Raw genomic sequence first — 17,064 nt, forward strand, 5'->3', positions numbered from 1 at the left:
GATGGGTTTCAACCTTTCTGCCTGGGCGCTGCGCAACCGCCAGATCGTCCTGTTCCTGATGATCCTGCTGGCGGCCATTGGCGCCATGTCCTACACCAAGCTCGGCCAGAGCGAGGATCCGCCATTCACCTTCAAAGCCATGGTCATCCGTACCCTGTGGCCGGGCGCCAGCGCCGAGGAAGTGTCGCGGCAGGTCACCGAGCGTATCGAAAAGAAGCTGATGGAAACCGGCGAGTACGAGAGGATTGTCTCGTTCTCTCGCCCCGGTGAGTCGCAGGTCACCTTCATGGCTCGCGATTCGCTGCATTCCAGGGACATACCTGAATTGTGGTACCAGATCCGCAAGAAGGTCGCGGACATTCGCCACACCCTGCCACCGGAGATCCAGGGCCCGTTCTTCAACGATGAGTTCGGCACCACCTTCGGCAATATCTATGCGCTGACCGGCAAGGGCTTCGATTACGCGGTGCTGAAGGACTACGCCGACCGTATCCAGATCCGGCTGCAGCGGGTCAAGGATGTGGGCAAGGTCGAGCTGGTGGGCCTGCAGGACGAAAAAATCTGGATCGAGCTGTCCAACCTCAAGCTGGCCACCCTTGGCGTACCCCTCGAGGCCGTGCAGCAGGCCCTGCAAGAGCAGAATGCGGTAAGCACCGCCGGCTTCTTCGAGACGCCCAGCGAGCGCCTGCAACTGCGGGTGAGCGGGCGCTTCGACAGTGTCGAGCAGATTCGCCAGTTCCCCATTCGCGTGGGTGACCGCACGTTCCGCATCGGCGATGTGGCCGAAGTGCACCGTGGCTTCAACGACCCACCCGCCCCGCGCATGCGCTTCATGGGCGAAGATGCCATTGGCCTCGCCGTGTCGATGAAGGACGGCGGCGACATCCTGGTCCTGGGCAAAGCCCTGGAAGACGAGTTCGAGCGGGTGGCGCGCACCCTGCCAGCCGGCATGGAGCTGCGCAAGGTCTCGGACCAGCCTGCGGCGGTTAAGGCCGGTGTGGGCGAGTTTGTCCAGGTGCTGGTCGAGGCGCTGGTCATCGTGCTGCTGGTGAGCTTCTTCTCGCTGGGCTTGCGCACCGGCCTGGTGGTGGCGTTGGCCATTCCGCTGGTGCTGGCCATGACCTTCGCTGCCATGCATTACTTCGGCATCGGCTTGCACAAGATTTCCCTTGGCGCCCTGGTGCTGGCGCTGGGCCTGCTGGTGGACGACGCGATCATTGCCGTGGAGATGATGGCGATCAAGATGGAGCAGGGTTATGACCGGCTCAAGGCGGCCAGCTATGCCTGGACTAGCACTGCGTTCCCGATGCTGACCGGTACCCTGATCACTGCGGCAGGCTTTTTACCTATCGCCACTGCGGCCTCCAGTACCGGCGAATACACCCGCTCGATCTTCCAGGTGGTGACCATCGCCCTGTTGACCTCATGGGTGGTGGCCGTGGTGTTCGTGCCCTATCTGGGCGAGCGCCTGCTGCCAGACCTGGCCAAGCTGCATGCTGCGCGCCATGGCAAGGACGGCCACGCGCCCGACCCTTACGCCACGCCGTTCTACCAGCGCGTGCGGCGGGTGGTGGAGTGGTGCGTACGGCGACGCAAGACGGTGATCCTGCTGACCATCGCGGCCTTCGTCGGCAGCATCCTGCTTTTCCGCTTCGTGCCCCAGCAGTTCTTCCCGGCCTCCGGGCGCCCAGAGCTGATGGTTGACCTGAAGCTGGCCGAAGGTGCCTCGCTGGCCAATACTGCCGAGCGGGTCAAGCAATTGGAGGCACTGCTCAAGCAGCAGGACGGCATCGATAACTATGTGGCCTATGTGGGCACCGGTTCGCCACGCTTCTACCTGCCGCTGGACCAGCAACTGCCGGCAGCCAGCTTTGCCCAGTTCGTGGTCCTGGCCAAGTCGATGGAGGACCGCGAGCGCCTGCGCAGCTGGCTGATCAGCACTGTAGACCAGCAGTTCCCTGACCTGCGTGCCCGGGTCACGCGCCTGGAAAACGGCCCACCCGTGGGTTACCCGGTGCAGTTCCGGGTCACCGGCGAGCACATCGAGCAGGCCCGTGCGCTGGCCCGCCAAGTGGCCGACAAGGTGCGCGAGAACCCGCATGTGGTGAACGTGCACCTGGATTGGGAAGAGCCCAGCAAGGCCGTGTTCCTCCAAATCGACCAGGACCGCGCCCGCGCCCTGGGCGTGAGCACCGCGCACCTGGCCAGCTTCCTGCAAAGCTCGTTGACCGGTACCACAGTCAGCCAGTACCGCGAGGACAACGAGCTGATCGAGATCCTGCTGCGCGGCACCCAGCAGGAGCGCGGTGATCTGGGTAACCTCGGCAGCCTGGCACTGCCGACCGACAACGGCCAGAGCGTGGCGCTGTCGCAGGTAGCGACCCTGGAGTACGGCTTCGAGGAAGGCATCATCTGGCACCGCAACCGCCTGCCGACGGTGACCGTGCGCGCCGATATCTACGACAAGGAGCAACCGGCCACGCTGGTGAAACAGATCGAGCCGACCCTGCACGAGATACGCGCCAAGCTGCCGGATGGCTACCTGCTGGAAGTAGGCGGTACGGTTGAAGACTCCGAGCGTGGGCAGAAGTCGGTGAACGCTGGCATGCCGCTGTTCGTGGTGGTGGTGCTGAGCCTGCTGATGATCCAGCTGCGCAGCTTCTCGCGCACGGTCATGGTGTTCCTCACCGCACCGCTGGGGCTGATTGGCGTGACCCTGTTCCTGCTGGTGTTCCGCCAGCCGTTTGGCTTTGTCGCCATGCTGGGCACCATTGCCCTGGCGGGCATGATCATGCGCAACTCGGTGATTCTGGTGGACCAGATCGAGCAAGATATTGCAGCGGGGATGGAGCGCTGGCAGGCGATCATCGAAGCCACGGTGCGGCGCTTCCGGCCAATCGTGCTGACTGCGCTGGCGGCGGTGCTGGCGATGATCCCGTTGTCACGCAGCGTGTTCTACGGGCCGATGGCGGTGGCGATCATGGGGGGGTTGATCGTGGCTACGGCGTTGACGCTGTTGTTCCTGCCGGCGTTGTATGCGGCGTGGTTCAGGGTGAAGAAAACCTGACTGACCTCACCGCCCTGTAGGAGCAGCCTTGTGCTGCGAAGAGGCCGGGACAGCAAGATGAATTTTCATTTGCTGCACCGGCCTCTTCGCAGCACAAGGCTGCGCCTACGAGGGTACTGCGGCCGCGTTGCGGATCAAAGGGCGCCGAAGACCTTCTTGGCCAGGCTGGTAGCGGCCTGCGCCGGGTTCTGGCGAATGCTCTGCTCCTGCTTGCCAATCATCTCGAACAGGCCGTCCAGCGCCTTCTCGGTCACGTAGTTCTCGATGCTGGCGCTCTTGGCGTCGACCACGCCCAGTGCCACCGCCTGCCCGGCGAAGTTGTTGTACTGCTGGGCCAGGCCAACCTTGTCGGTAGCCTGTTTGACGATCGGCAGGAACTTGGCGCGGATCTGCTCGCGGCTGCTCTTGTTCAGGTACTGGGTGGCCGAGTCGTCACCGCCGGCGAGGATGCCTTTGGCATCGGTCACGCTCATGTTCTTCACGGCATCGACCAAAATCGCCTGTGCCTGCGGCACGGCGGCTTCAGCGGCCTTGTTCATGCTGGCTTCCAGGGCATCGACCTGTTCACCTTTGCCGAACATTTTCATGGCCTTGGCCGCCTTGCCCAGCTTGCCCGGCAATTCGATGCGCACGTCCGGGTTGTTGCTGAAGCCACCCGGGGCGCTCAACTGCTTGACGGCGAGCTGCGCGCCCTGGGTCAGGGTATCTTTCAGGCCGCCAGTGGCGTCTTTCTGGCTCAGGTCGCCCAGCGACAGGGCCAGTGCGCTGGCCGATAGCAGCAGGCCGGCGCACAGGGTGGAAAAACGCAGGGAAGTGCGGATCATGAAGCTTTCCTTGTAAACAGATGAATACGGGTGTCAGCGAACCTGGTCGACCTTGATGCGTACAGATTTCGGGTCACTGCCGTCGAGCATGACACCATGGTGTTCGGTATTGATGAACAGCAGCTTGCCCTCCAGCTCGATGCGCGCGCTCACCGCATAGCGGTGGCCGGGTTTGACCTGGGCGGGGTCGTAAATGAGGTGGAATGGCAGCGGTACGTTGCCTTTGACCGGGCCGGCCTGGCGGGCCAGGGTCACGGCGGGGGCGTCCATCAGCGAAACGTCCTGCAGCTCCACGCTCAGGGTAGCGGCAGGCGGCAGGGCGATACGCTGCAGGTAGAAGACTTCACCGTCCAGGCTGGCCTGGTTGGATGGGGTTTGGCTGGAACAGGCTGCAAGCAGGGATGCGCAACACAGCATAAAGAGCTTTTTCATGGAATCTCCGGTGTCCTTGGGGCTGGCTTGTGGCCAACCCCAGGGACTTTAGCGGATTTTCCCCCGTGATGAACCGTCAGAGGGTCGAAGTTTCCAGGCCGTCGTCACGGTGCAGGGCCACCTGGCGGATCGACAGCCGCAGTTCGGCCGACAGCACACGCTTGGCCACGCCCTCGGCCAGCTCGCCGAGCTTGTCGTGATAACCCAGCTTGCCTTGCCCGTCGGCATGCAGCACGCCTTGCTGGAGCAGGGTCTGGATGAAGTGGCGGAACAGCGTCTTGTCGAAAAACTCTGGGGCATTCAGGCCATGCAGGATCGACAGGCGCTGGGCCATCATCACGCACAGGTCTTCCAGCCCTTCGGCGCTGAGGCTGTTCTGTCCGCTGTTGAGCAGCAGCGAGGTGGCCATGTAGAAGCGCTGCAAGGTCTGGGTGATGGTGCGGGCGAGCAGGGTCAGTAGCACGAACTGCCGCGAACTGGGCGCCGGACGTACGTATATGTCGTTGTCCTGGCGTAGCAGGCCTTGTTCAACCAGCGCGGCCAGCCATTGGTCGATCACCTCGTCCAGTTGCTCTGGCGTCCAGCGCAGGAACAGTTCGGCCTGCAGGTACGGGTACAACGCGTGCACATACTGGCCCAGCAGTTCGCGGCTCATGCGCGAGCTGCTGAGGAAGAAGCTGGCCAGCAGCGCCGGCAGGGCGAAAATGTGCAGCACGTTGTTGCGGTAATAGGTCATCAGTACCGCATTGCCTTCATCCAGGTAGAGGATGCGGCCCAGGGCGTCCTTCTGCTCGGCCACCAGGTTCATGCTGCGCACGTGCTCGATCAGTGCCTGGCCGTCGCCGTCCGGCAGGGTGGTGTGCGGCGAGTACGGCACCTGGCGCAGCAAGGCCAGGTACAGGTCGAGTACACGGGTCAGGGCGCGTTCGTCCAGGGCCAGGCGGCTGGTGGACAGCAGCGCCAGGGCCACCAGGTTGACCGGGTTGATGGCGGCCGCCTCGTTGAGGTGACGGGCCACGGTTTCGCCCAGGCGGGTGGTGGCGTCGTTGAGCCAGGCCGGGCGGTACTGGGGGCCGTGATCCTGTTCACGCCAGCCGGGCTGTTGCTCATCGAGGAACCCGGCCAGGCGGATCGGTTCGCCGAAGTTGACGTAGACCTGGCCAAAGCGCTGCTTGAGCGCGCCAAACACCTTGAAGATGTCGAACACCGACTCCTTCTTTTTGCTGGCACCGCGCAACTCGCCCAGGTAGGTGCGGCCTTCGAGCACGCGCTCGTAGCCGATGTACACCGGCACGAACACCACCGGCGTGCGCGACGAGCGCAGGAAGCTGCGCAAGGTAATGGCCAGCATCCCGGTACGCGGCTGCAGCATGCGCCCGGTACGCGAGCGGCCACCTTCGACGAAGTACTCGACCGGAAAACCTTTGGTGTACAGAGTATGCAGGTACTCGTTGAACACGGCGGTGTACAGCGGGTTGCCCTTGAACGTGCGGCGCATGAAGAAGGCACCGCCACGGCGCAGCAGGTTACCCACCACCGGCATGTTGAGGTTGATGCCTGCCGCCACGTGCGGCGGGGTAAGGCCGTTGCGGAACAGCAGGTACGACAACAGCAGGTAATCGATGTGGCTGCGGTGGCACGGCACGTAGATCACTTCGTGGCCGGGAGCTATGCCCTGAACCTGTTCGATATGGTTGACCTTGATGCCGTCGTAGATCTTGTTCCAGAACCAGCTGAGCACCACTTCGAGAAAGCGGATGACCGTGTAGGTGTAGTCCGAGGCGATCTCGTTGCCATAACGCAGTGCCTGGGCTTCGGCCTTGGCCAACGGCAGGTTCTCGCGTTGGGCCTCGTCGGCGATGGCCTGGCGCACCTGCGGGGCATGGATCAGGCCTTTGACCAGGTTGCGCCGGTGCGAGATGTCCGGGCCGATGACGGCGGTCTTGAGGTTGCGAAAATGCACGCGCATCAGGCGCTGGGCCATGCGCACGGTGCGCTCGTGGCCCTTGTTGTGCTGCACCAGTTCGCGCAGGTGGATGGGGGCGGAGAACTGCACCCGGGTCTTGCGCCCCAGGATCAGCACGGTCAGCAGCCGGCGCAGGCGCCCGGTCACCGCCCAGCTGTCGGCGAACAACAGCTTCCATGGGCTGGATTCGCTGGCCGGGGTCTGCCCCCAGAACACGCTGACCGGAATGATCTGCGCATCTTCTTCGGCATGCTGGCTGACGGCAGCTACCAGGCGCTCAAGTGTGGGCGGGGCGCCGCTTTTGTCCTGGCGGCCGAGCCAGTCAGGGTCGGGGGTCAGGTAGAAGAACCCGGCCGGCTCCTGCAGTTGGCCGACCGCCACCGGCAGCACCGGGCGCGGCAGCCCCGCCTTGGTGCACTCGTGGTCGAGCACGGCCAGGTCGGTGAGCGCGGGCGAGGGCAGCGCATAGAACACCGGCCGGCTGCGGTCAAGGTTGAGGGTCATGGAAGACTGGTTGATGGTCTCGGAGCGCACCCACAGGTACAACAGGCGACGCAGGGCGCCGAAGATCAGGCGGCGCAGGGGGGAACGGGTCATGGGGTGTGTGCCCTGGGTGTGATTTTCAGGTGAGTATCCAGCTATTTAGTCTGCCGTATCGGCGTAAGTTCAGCAAAAATCGGCCAACTGCGGGACCGTCATCAATTTTTTTTGTTCTGTGTCATATACTCGGCCTGCCACTTGCAGGATATTTCAGCAAGCGGCGTTGGCACGGGGCCGTGAGCTCGTGCCTGCAAGGCGATCTTCACAATAAAAATCCGGAGTAGTTCAGATGTCGTCTCGTGAGACTGGGAATGTAAAGTGGTTCAACGATGCCAAGGGTTATGGCTTCATTCAGCGCGAAGGTGGTGCGGATGTGTTCGTCCACTATCGGGCGATCCGCGGTGAGGGGCATCGTACCCTGGTCGAAGGGCAGCGGGTGGAATACGCCTGCGTGCAGGGCCAGAAAGGCCTGCAAGCCGAAGACGTAGTAGGGCTCTGAGCCTCTAGTTTCAAGCCGTAGGAGCGGGCTTGCCCGCGAAGCAGCCACCACGGTGGCTGCCACGGGCATGGCCCGTGTTCGCGGGCAAGCCCGCTTCTACAGAAACGAGCAACGCTGTATTTTCAGGTTGTGCGCCAGGTGATTTCCTCTTCACCGTCGGCGCTTATGCGCACCCAGCGGTCGGCATCTTCTTCGCCGTCTTCCTCTACCCAGCCACCCGGCGCGCAGCGCACTTCCACACCCAGTGCGGCAAATGCAGCGCGGGCGCAAGCGACATCATCGGCCCATGGCGTCTGGTCGCTTTCCAGGTACAGGCTGTTCCATTTCCCTACAGCCTTGGGTAACCAGGTGACCGGAATGTTACCGGCCTTGCATTTGAATGTCTGGCCTTTCTGCTGCCAGTCGCTGCATGGGCCAATCGCCTGGGCGAGCCACTGGGCAATCTGCTTGTGGTCGACGTCGGCGTCCTTCAGGTAAATCTCGATATCTGGTTGGCGCATAAGGGCTCCGGGTGTGCTCAGTCTTGGCGCACGAAATAGTCATAACGCATGGAAACCGTAACCTCGAACGGCTCGGGCTGGTCGATCACCCGGGCGCGTTTTTCGGCGCTGGCGCGCCAGCCGTGCGGGGTCATGGCGAGCAGGTCGGCGCGCGCCTTGGGCACGGCCAGGTTCAAGCGGAATTCGAGGGTTTCGCTATGGGCGTGGGCCATGCCTTCGGGGACGAGGGCCAGGTGCTTGTCGTCGGCGTAAGGGCGTACTTCATCGTAGAGCACCTCACGCAACTCCATCAGGTGGCCGCTGGTCGGGCCGACCCGCATCAGGCCGCCGCCGGGGCTGAGCAGGCGCCTGGCTTCGGCCCAGTCCAGCGGGCTGAACACGCTGGCGATGAACTGGCAACTGGCGTCCGCCAGCGGCACGCGGGCCATGCTGGCGACCATCCAGGTGACCTGTGGCGCGCGGCGGCAGGCACGCTTGACCGCCTCGCGGGAGATGTCCAGGGCATAGCCCTCGGCAGCTGGCAGCGCCTGGGCGAGCAGCGCGGTGTAGTAGCCCTCGCCGCAGCCGATGTCCAGCCAGGCGCCGGGCCGGCGCTCGGCGGCAAGCTCGGCCAGCCGGTGGGCGACAGGGGCGTAGTGGCCCGCGTCGAGAAAGTCGCGGCGGGCCTCGACCATGGCCTGGTTGTCACCCGGGTCGCGGCTGTTCTTGTGCTGCACCGGCAGCAGGTTCAGGTAACCTTGGCGCGCTCGGTCGAAGCGGTGACCGGCCGGGCACATCACACTGTTGTCGAGCCGGCTCAGCGGCGCCTGGCAAAGAGGGCAGGCGAGCATCAGGCGAGCAACCGAACCAGGGTCTGGTAGTAGATTTCGGTCAGCAGGTCGAGGTCGCTGGCCAGAATCCGCTCGTCCACCTGGTGAATGGTGGCGTTGACCGGGCCAAGCTCGACCACCTGGGTACCCATGGTGGCGATGAAGCGGCCATCGGAGGTACCCCCGCTGGTAGACGGCTGGGTGTCGCGGCCGGTGACGCCCTTGATGCTGTGTGCCACCGCGTCGAGCAGTTCGCCCGGTTCGGTGAGGAACGGCAGGCCTGAAAGCGCCCAGTCGATCGACCAGTCCAGTTCATGCTTGTCGAGAATCGCCGACACTCGCGCCTGCAGGCCTTCGACGGTCGACTCGGTGGAGAAGCGGAAGTTGAACAGCGCGGTCAGCTCGCCCGGTACCACGTTGGTGGCGCCGGTGCCGGAATTGAGGTTGGAGATCTGGAAACTGGTCGGCGGGAAGAACGCGTTGCCTTCGTCCCAGTGCTCGGCTGCCAGTTCCGCCAGGGCCGGGGCGGCCAGGTGGATCGGGTTGCGTGCCAGGTGCGGGTAGGCCACGTGGCCCTGCTTGCCGCGCACGGTCAGCTTGGCACCCAGCGAACCACGGCGGCCGTTCTTGACCACGTCACCCAGCAGGGTGGTGCTGGAGGGTTCGCCGACGATGCACCAGTCCAGGCGTTCGTTGCGTGCTTTGAGGCGCTCGACCACTGCCTTGGTGCCGTGGTGGGCCGGGCCTTCCTCGTCGCTGGTGATCAGGAAGGCGACCTTGCCGCGGTGGTTCGGGTAGTCGTGCACGAAGCGCTCGCTGGCGATCACCATGGAGGCCAGGCTGCCTTTCATGTCGGCGGCGCCACGGCCGCAGAGCATGCCGTCAGCGTCGATCAGCGCTTCGAACGGTTCGTGCTGCCATTGCTGCACCGGGCCGGTGGGCACCACGTCGGTGTGGCCGGCAAAGCACAGCACCGGGCCGTCCTGGCTGCCGTGGGTGGCCCAGAAGTTGTCTACGTCTTCAATGCGCATCGGCTCGAGTGCGAAGCCCACGGCGCCCAGGCGCTTCATCATCTGCGCCTGGCAGTCGGCGTCGACAGGGGTGACCGAGGGGCGACGGATCAGGTCGCAGGCCAGTTGAAGGGTAGGCGAGAGCTCGGCAGGGGCCGTCATGGGGGACTCCGGGGCAAGGCAAGGCGGGGAAATCTGAGGGGCGTTATCTTATATCAAACCGATGTGGCAGTGGGGCCGCGTTGCGGCCCATTCGCGGCACAAGGCCGCTCCCACAGGTCATGCACATGCCTGATGGGCTGCGGTCATCCTTGTGGGAGCGGCCTTGTGCCGCGAATGGGCTGCAAAGCAGCCCCGGCAATCTCACGCCTGCTGCGCTTCGGCAGCCTTCTCCACTGGCTTGGGCAGCGAAGACAGCAACGCCATCACCAGCGCTGCCACATAAGGCAACGACTGCACCAGCAACATCGCCACCCAGAAGCGCATGTCCGAACTCGGCAGCCCTTGCACCAGGTAGATACCCAACGCCGCGCCCCACAGCAGCAACATGATGAACAGCTCTTCCCGCGCTTCGGAAAGTGCCACCAACAGCCCATGGCTGTCGGCATTCTTGGGCGTGCGGAAAAACGGCATGCTGCTGGTGAAAAAGCCGTAAAGCACCGCCTTGGCAATGGTATGCGACAGCGCCAGGCCGGCCAGCGCTGCGGCGAAGGCGTCCTTGAGGTTGACCCCCACCGCACGGCGGTAAAGGAAAATGATCTTGCCGACCTTGAAGAAGAACAGCGCCAGCGGCGGGATGGCGAAGATCATCAGCGGCGGGTCGACGCGGTGCGGCACGATGATCATTGCCGCTGACCACAGCAGCGCACCGATAGTAAAGAAGATATTCATGCCGTCGGCGACCCACGGCAGCCAGCCGGCCAGGAAGTGGTAGCGCTGGCCACGGGTCAGCTCGCTGCCCTTGCCGCGCAACAGGGCACTGGCGTGGTGTTTGATGATCTGAATGGCGCCGTAGGCCCAGCGGAAGCGCTGCTTCTTGAAATCGATGAAGGTGTCAGGCATCAGGCCCTTGCCGTAGCTGTTGTGGGCGTAGGCGGCCGACAGGCCTTTCTCGAACACGCGCAGGCCCAGCTCGGCGTCCTCGCAGATGCACCATTCGGCCCAGCCCAGCTCTTCCAGTACCGTGCGCCGGGTCATGGTCATGGTGCCGTGCTGGATGATTGCGTCACGGTCGTTGCGGGTGACCATGCCGATGTGGAAGAAGCCCTTGTACTCGCTGTAGCACAGCTTCTTGAAGGCGCTTTCGTGCTGGTCGCGGTAGTCCTGCGGCGACTGCACCACGGCAATTCTCGGGTCGGCGAAGTGCGGCACCATGTGCTTGAGCCAGTTGCGGTCGACGCAGTAGTCCGAGTCGATCACCGCAATCACCTCAGCGTCCTTGGCCGTGTGCGGGATCAGGTAGTTGAGCGCGCCGCCCTTGAAGCCGGCCAGTGGCGCGACGTGGAAAAACTTGAAGCGCTCGCCGAGCTTCTCGCAGTGAGCCTTCAGCGGCTCCCACACGGCCGGGTCCTTGGTGTTGTTGTCGATCACCAGCACTTCGTAGTCGGGGTAGTCCAGCGCGGCCAGGGCGTCGAGGGTCTGCTTCACCATCTCAGGTGGCTCGTTGTAGCACGGCACATGCACCGATACCTTGGGCCGGTAGGCGCTGTCGGCCTGTACCGGCAGGAACTCGCGTCGGCGCTTGTGTATCCATACGGCCTCGGCCAGTTCATGGGCCTCGGTAAGCAGCACGATGAACACGCCCAGCGCGCCAAGAGCAAGCAGTACGCCCACGGTCAGGCTGAACCAGGTGCTGTACTGCTGGCTGTAGTCGTAGGCAATCCACACCAGTACCGACCCGCACAAAAAGGTGATGAAGGTCAGGAATGTGCGGCCGCGCTGGCGCAGGGCCGAGCCGTCGATGAACAGCACCATCAGCGCAATCATCGCCAGCACCACCGAGGCCACCGCCAGGGCTCGCCACTGCGGGATCGCCACCACGGGCCCATCGAAGTTGAATTTTTGCTGACGCTCGGCGTTGTACACGCCCCAATAGGCGCCTACCGAGCCTTCGTCGCTAGCCTTCCACGGCTGGTCATAGGCTTCGATGACAAAGTAGTTGTAGCCACGGCGGTTGAGGGTATTGACCAAGGTGCGCAGGTAGATGGCCTGGTCGGCCTGGCTGGCATCGGCACCACCGCGCATGCGGCCGTTGCTCGGCCAGCCGACCTCGGACAACAGCAGGGGTTTGCGCGGGAACTGGTGCTTCAGCTCCCGGGCGCGGTCGAGCACGAACTCGACCGAATCCTTCATCGGGACGAATTCCCAGTAGGGCAGGATGTGCGCGGCAATCAGGTCGACGTGCTTGGCGATCTCCGGGTTTTCCTTCCAGATGTGCCATTGTTCACTGGTGGTCACCGGTACCTTGACGGCTGCGCGTACCCGGTCCAGGTATTTGATCAGGTTTTCCGGGGTGACTTCTTCACGGAACAGCGCCTCGTTGCCGACCACTACCCGCACCACGCTGCGCGAGGTGTTGGCCAACTGGATGGCCGTGGCGATTTCGCGCTCGTTGCGTTCCAGGTCCGGGCTGATCCAGATCCCCAGCGTCACCCGCAAGCCAAACTCCTCGGCCAGGCGCGGGATGTCGGCCTGGGTGCCCTCCACGGTATAGATTCGGATGCTGTCGGTCAGTTTGCTCAACTGCTCCAGGTCCTGGCGCATCTCGTCGTCAGTGGGGTACTGGCCCTTCTGCGGGCTTTCACCCAGGCGGAACGGCGAATACGAAAAGCCAGAGATCTGTTCTGGCCAGGCAGGGGCGGAGACCGGGCGGTTGATCAGTGCCCAGAACCCGGTGAACAACGCGGCGATGGCCAGCACCACAACCAGGTTCAGGCCGAATTTACGTGAAGACATTGTCGTCCATTTGTGTCGAAGTGATAGGACATTAAAGCAGGGTTAGTAGTCTCTTTCCTAACGATGCAGGCCATGGGCCCGCTGGCATATAATGCGCGCCGGTTTTTTGGGGTATGAACATGAGCACAGAAGATCCACGCTTCGCCGGCGTTGCCCGGCTGTATGGCGACCAGGGGCTGCAGCGCCTGGGGCAGGCCCATGTGGCTGTGGTCGGTATTGGCGGGGTAGGGTCCTGGGTGGCTGAAGCGCTGGCCCGCAGCGGCGTGGGCGAAATCAGCCTGTTTGACCTGGACGACGTCTGCGTCAGCAACACCAACCGCCAGGCCCATGCCCTGGAAGGCCAGGTGGGGCGGCCCAAGGTCGACGTCATGGCTGAACGCTTGCGTGCGATCAACCCGGCATGCACGGTGCATGCGGTAGCGGACTTCGTTACCCGTGAAACCATGGCCGAGCATATCCACGAGCACCTGGACTGTGTGATCGACTGCATCGACAGCGTCATGGCCAAGGCGGCGTTGATTGCCTGGTGCCGGCGGCGAAAGATTGCCATCGTTACCACGGGTGGCGCTGGTGGGCAGATCGACCCGACCCAGATCCAGATCGCCGACCTGAACAAGACCTTCAACGACCCACTGGCCTCGCGGGTGCGCTCCACCTTGCGCCGCGATTACAACTTCTCGCGCAATGTCAGCCGCAACTATGGTGTGCCGTGCGTGTTCTCCAGCGAACAGCTGCGTTATCCCAAGGGTGATGGCAGCGTTTGCCTGCAAAAAAGCTTTGTGGGGGAGGGGGTAAGGCTGGACTGCTCGGGTGGCTTTGGTGCAGTGATGATGGTGACCGCGACCTTTGGCATGGTGGCGGCGAGCAAGGCGATCGAGAAATTGGTGGCGGGTGCGCGGCGGCCTTCGGAGCGGATCAAGCCTGAGTAATCATGCACAGGCCAACTCGCTCCTTGTAGGAGCGGCCTTGTGCCGCGAAAGGGGCGCGTAGCGGCCCCATTTCAGCCTCTCCACGAAGATTGCTGGGGCCGCTGGGCGGCCCTTTCGCGGCACAAGGCCACTCCTACAGGGAGCAGCGTATGCCTTGGATTTAGTGGTTGGACGCCAACTCCGCCATCCGCTGCAACACCGCATGCAACCCATTGCTGCGCGACGGCGACAATTGGCGCTCCAGGCCCAGTTGGGTGAACCACCCACGCAGATCAAGGCCGGCCAGCTGTTCACTGGTCAACCCCTGCACCCGCACCAGCAACAACGCCAGCAGCCCGCGCAACAAGCGTGCATCGCTGCTGGCCTTGAACCGCCACTGCCCATCGACGAGTTCGGCCATCAGCCACACCAGGCTTTCGCAGCCATGCACCCGGTTGGCTTCGGTCTTGTCAGTCTCGGCCAGCGGCTCCAGGCGGTCGCCCCACTGCATCAGCAGCCGGGCGCGCTGTTCCCAGCCCTTGCCCTGTTCAAACGCTTCCAGCGCCTGGCGCGCCTGTTCCGGCATGCTCATCGCAGCAACTCCAGGCCCTGATCAAGCGCAGCGAAGAAGCGCTGCAAGTCGTCGCTGTCGTTGTACAAGCCCAGCGATACACGGATTGCGCCCTCCAGCCCCAGCCCTTGCAAGAGCGGCATGGCGCAGTGGTGTCCGGCACGCACGGCTATCCCTTGCTCGGTGAGCAGGTGGGCGATATCTGCGTTGTGCACGCCCTCGATGACGAAGCTGGCCAGCGCCGTCTGCGGTGCCCCCAATACCCGCACGCCCTCACGGTCAGCCAGGCCGCGCAGCAGGCGCTGGTGCAGGCTGGTTTCGTGGGCTTCGACAGCCGGGACGTCGAGGCTGGCCAAATAATCCAGGGTCGCCCCCAGGCCTATCACCCCGGCGATTGGCGGCGTACCCGCCTCGAACCCCAGCGGTGCAGGGCGAAAGCTGGCGCTCTGGTACTCGGCCAGTTGCACCATCTCGCCACCGAACTGCCAATGGCGCAGCAGCTCCAGCGCCCGAGTGTGGCCGTACAGCACGCCAACCCCATCCGGGCCGTACAACTTGTGGCTGGAGAACACATAGAAGTCGCAGCCCAGTTGCTGCACATCGTGGCGACCATGCACCACGCCCTGGGCACCGTCGACCACGGTCAGCGCGCCTTGTGCGCGGGCATGGGAAAGCAGGGCCGGCAGCGGTTGCCAGGTACCCAGTACGTTGGACAGCTGGCTGACGGCGAGCACCCGGGTGCGCGGGCCTATCAGTTGCAGTGCCTGGTTCAGGTCGATGCGGCCAAAGGCATCCAGCGGCAGTATCACCAGGCGCAGGTTGCGCCGGCGTGCCAGCTGTTGCCAGGGCAGCAGGTTGGCATGGTGCTCCAGCGCGCTGATGGCAATTTCGTCACCGGCTTCGAAGCGGTGCTCAAGGCCGTAGGCCAGCAGGTTCAAGGCCGAGGTGGCACCGTGGGTGAACACGATCTGCCGTGAGTCCGCAGCATTCAACCAGGCGGCGACCTTGTCTCGGCTGGTTTCGAAAGCCTGGGTCGCCAGTGCACCGGGCAGGTGCTGGGCACGGTGTACGTTGGCCGCGCCATGGCTGTAGTAATGGCTCAAGGCATCGATCAGGGCTTGCGGCTTTTGGGTGGTAGCGGCGCTGTCCAGGTAGGTCTGGTGCTGCCGTTGCAGGGCGGCGATGGCGGGGAAGTCGGCACGCCAGGGGGAGGGCTGGAACATGTTCACGGGGCCTGGAATGAAAATCGGGTCTGGCGTGGTGCCAGACCCGATCTTAACATTTCAAACGCCAAGCATGCTCAGTTGTGAGCGTGCAGCGCCTCGTTCAGCTCGATAGCCGACTTGTGGGTCTTGCATTCTACCGCGCCATTCAGCGAGTTGCGGCGGAACAGCAGGTCGGTCTGGCCGGCCAGGTCGCGGGCCTTGACCACCTTGACCAGCTCGTTGTTCTCGTCCAGCAGGTTCACCTTGGTGCCAGCGGTGATGTACAGGCCGGCTTCAACGGTGTTGCGGTCGCCCAGCGGAATGCCGATACCAGCGTTGGCGCCGATCAGGCAGCCTTCGCCCACCTTGATGACGATGTTGCCGCCACCGGACAGGGTACCCATGGTCGAGCAACCGCCGCCCAGGTCGGAACCTTTGCCAACGAATACGCCGGCGGACACGCGGCCTTCGATCATGCCCGGGCCTTCGGTGCCCGCGTTAAAGTTGACGAAGCCTTCGTGCATGATGGTGGTGCCTTCGCCGATGTAGGCGCCCAGGCGCACACGGGCGGTATCGGCGATGCGCACGCCGGCCGGGACCACGTAGTCGGTCATCTTCGGGAACTTGTCCACCGAGAACACTTCCAGCAGCTCGCCCTTCAGGCGCGCTTCCAGTTGCAGCTCGGCCAGTTCGGCCAGGTCGACCGCGCCCTGGTTGGTCCAGGCTACGTTCGGCAGCAGCGGGAAGATGCCAGCCAGGCTCAGGCCGTGTGGCTTGACCAGGCGGTGCGACAACAGGTGCAGCTTGAGGTAGGCCTCTGGGGTGGAGGTCAGGGCAGCGTCTTCGGCCAGCAGGGTAGCGACCAGCGGCTTGTGGCTTTCGGCCAGGCGGGTCAGCAGGGCGGCCTGGGTCGCATCCACGCCTTTCAGGGCTTCGGCCAATTTCAAGGCCTGGCCGTTGCTGAAGGCGATGGCCTGGTTGCCACCTTCGTAACCGAGAACAGGGGCTACAGCGGCAACCAGCTCGGCGCTCGGGTTGAGCAGCGGTTGCGCGTAGAACACTTCCAGCCAGGCGCCCTGGCGGTTCTGGGAGCCGACACCGAAGGCCAGGCTGAACAGGGTATTGGACATGTGATTACCTCGTGCGAAATAGGGTGGGGGCTCAGGCCAGGGCAGCGGCGTACAGGTCCGGCTTGAAGCCGACCAGGGTGCGCGCGCCAAGGTCCAGCACCGGGCGTTTGATCATCGACGGCTGGGCCAGCATCAGCTCGACGGCCTTGGCCTGGTCGAGGTCTGCCTTGCTGGCGTCGTCCAGCTTGCGGAAGGTGGTGCCGGCACGGTTGAGGATGACTTCCCAGCCGTGTTCGTCGCACCAGCGGTTCAGGCGGTCGCGGTCGATGCCTTGGGTCTTGTAATCGTGAAATTCGTAGGCGATGGCTTTGTCTTCGAGCCAGGTACGCGCTTTTTTCATGGTGTCACAGGCTTTGATGCCGTAGAGCGTGTAGGTCATTGTGTACATTGGGGTTACAAGTCGCCCCAATCTCTCCGTCTTTCGATGTCAGTCGCGGGATTATGCGGGAACGAAACAGTGAGCGCCACGGGTGTACTTGCCTTGAGCCTTGCAGCGCCCATGAGATCCAGCGCCGCGCGGGCGGCGCTCGATCTCATGGGCGCTGCAAGAATCAAGGCCTGCACCTTCTGAAGTATCATCATGTTACATATTCCGCCGTCACCTGCGACTATCGTGCAGCGGCCCCGAACCGTCGGTCGCCGCTAACA

Annotated in this window: 14 protein-coding genes; 3 read left to right on the plus strand and 11 right to left on the minus strand. The window is 63.7% G+C overall.

What is annotated here, in order from left to right:
- Position 1 precedes the first annotated feature (1 nt).
- On the plus strand, positions 2-3,067 hold the full coding sequence (locus OZ911_RS05500) for an efflux RND transporter permease subunit (protein WP_016485189.1): 3,066 nt from the start codon (positions 2-4) through the stop codon (positions 3,065-3,067).
- Between the two features lie 134 nt (positions 3,068-3,201).
- Here OZ911_RS05500 and OZ911_RS05505 read toward each other — a convergent pair whose 3' ends face one another.
- The 3 genes from OZ911_RS05505 to plsB form a co-directional block, all read right to left on the minus strand.
- Positions 3,202-3,891 (minus strand): DUF4197 domain-containing protein, encoded by a 690-nt coding sequence (locus OZ911_RS05505; protein ID WP_016485190.1) that lies wholly within the window; start codon positions 3,889-3,891, stop codon positions 3,202-3,204.
- Positions 3,892-3,924: 33 nt separating this feature from the next.
- Positions 3,925-4,323, minus strand: coding sequence for a YbaY family lipoprotein (locus OZ911_RS05510; protein WP_016485191.1), 399 nt, complete (start codon positions 4,321-4,323; stop codon positions 3,925-3,927).
- Between the two features lie 76 nt (positions 4,324-4,399).
- The gene (gene plsB / locus OZ911_RS05515) at positions 4,400-6,886 is read right to left on the minus strand and encodes a glycerol-3-phosphate 1-O-acyltransferase PlsB (RefSeq protein WP_070086573.1); all 2,487 of its coding nucleotides are present in this window, start codon (positions 6,884-6,886) and stop codon (positions 4,400-4,402) included.
- 232 nt (positions 6,887-7,118) lie between these two features.
- Here plsB and OZ911_RS05520 point away from each other — a divergent pair, with 232 nt between their 5' ends.
- Complete coding sequence (locus OZ911_RS05520; protein ID WP_003252255.1) at positions 7,119-7,328, plus strand: cold-shock protein; 210 nt, start codon at positions 7,119-7,121, stop codon at positions 7,326-7,328.
- A 122-nt stretch (positions 7,329-7,450) separates the two neighbouring features.
- Here OZ911_RS05520 and OZ911_RS05525 read toward each other — a convergent pair whose 3' ends face one another.
- The 4 genes from OZ911_RS05525 to OZ911_RS05540 form a co-directional block, all read right to left on the minus strand.
- Complete coding sequence (locus OZ911_RS05525) at positions 7,451-7,828, minus strand: hypothetical protein (RefSeq protein ID WP_016485193.1); 378 nt, start codon at positions 7,826-7,828, stop codon at positions 7,451-7,453.
- A 17-nt stretch (positions 7,829-7,845) separates the two neighbouring features.
- Positions 7,846-8,658 carry a putative RNA methyltransferase gene (locus tag OZ911_RS05530; RefSeq protein ID WP_070087049.1) on the minus strand — a complete coding sequence of 271 codons (813 nt, stop codon included), beginning with the start codon at positions 8,656-8,658 and terminating at the stop codon, positions 7,846-7,848.
- Positions 8,658-9,809, minus strand: coding sequence for a succinyl-diaminopimelate desuccinylase (gene dapE / locus OZ911_RS05535; RefSeq protein ID WP_016485195.1), 1,152 nt, complete (start codon positions 9,807-9,809; stop codon positions 8,658-8,660). The genes OZ911_RS05530 and dapE overlap by 1 nt, the downstream gene beginning before the upstream one ends.
- 201 nt (positions 9,810-10,010) lie before the next feature.
- Positions 10,011-12,602 carry a glycosyltransferase gene (locus OZ911_RS05540; RefSeq protein ID WP_016485196.1) on the minus strand — a complete coding sequence of 864 codons (2,592 nt, stop codon included), beginning with the start codon at positions 12,600-12,602 and terminating at the stop codon, positions 10,011-10,013.
- Positions 12,603-12,721: 119 nt separating this feature from the next.
- Here OZ911_RS05540 and tcdA point away from each other — a divergent pair, with 119 nt between their 5' ends.
- Positions 12,722-13,531 (plus strand): tRNA cyclic N6-threonylcarbamoyladenosine(37) synthase TcdA, encoded by an 810-nt coding sequence (gene tcdA / locus OZ911_RS05545; protein ID WP_161775553.1) that lies wholly within the window; start codon positions 12,722-12,724, stop codon positions 13,529-13,531.
- A 160-nt stretch (positions 13,532-13,691) separates the two neighbouring features.
- Here the strand turns inward: tcdA and OZ911_RS05550 are convergent, their stop codons facing one another.
- The 4 genes from OZ911_RS05550 to OZ911_RS05565 all read right to left on the minus strand — a co-directional run bounded on the left by OZ911_RS05550 (position 13,692) and on the right by OZ911_RS05565 (position 16,795).
- Positions 13,692-14,102, minus strand: coding sequence for a SufE family protein (locus OZ911_RS05550; protein WP_060517535.1), 411 nt, complete (start codon positions 14,100-14,102; stop codon positions 13,692-13,694).
- The gene (locus OZ911_RS05555; RefSeq protein ID WP_023047674.1) at positions 14,099-15,304 is read right to left on the minus strand and encodes a cysteine desulfurase; all 1,206 of its coding nucleotides are present in this window, start codon (positions 15,302-15,304) and stop codon (positions 14,099-14,101) included. Before OZ911_RS05555 ends, OZ911_RS05550 begins: the two co-directional genes overlap by 4 nt.
- Before the next feature lie 77 nt (positions 15,305-15,381).
- Entirely contained in the window at positions 15,382-16,416 is a 1,035-nt protein-coding gene (dapD, locus tag OZ911_RS05560) for a 2,3,4,5-tetrahydropyridine-2,6-dicarboxylate N-succinyltransferase (RefSeq protein ID WP_023047675.1), read from the minus strand.
- Positions 16,417-16,447: 31 nt separating this feature from the next.
- Entirely contained in the window at positions 16,448-16,795 is a 348-nt protein-coding gene (locus tag OZ911_RS05565) for an ArsC family reductase (protein ID WP_031311924.1), read from the minus strand.
- Between the last annotated feature and the right edge of the window lie 269 nt (positions 16,796-17,064).

Source organism: Pseudomonas fortuita, from assembly GCF_026898135.2.
Lineage (GTDB): Bacteria > Pseudomonadota > Gammaproteobacteria > Pseudomonadales > Pseudomonadaceae > Aquipseudomonas > Aquipseudomonas fortuita.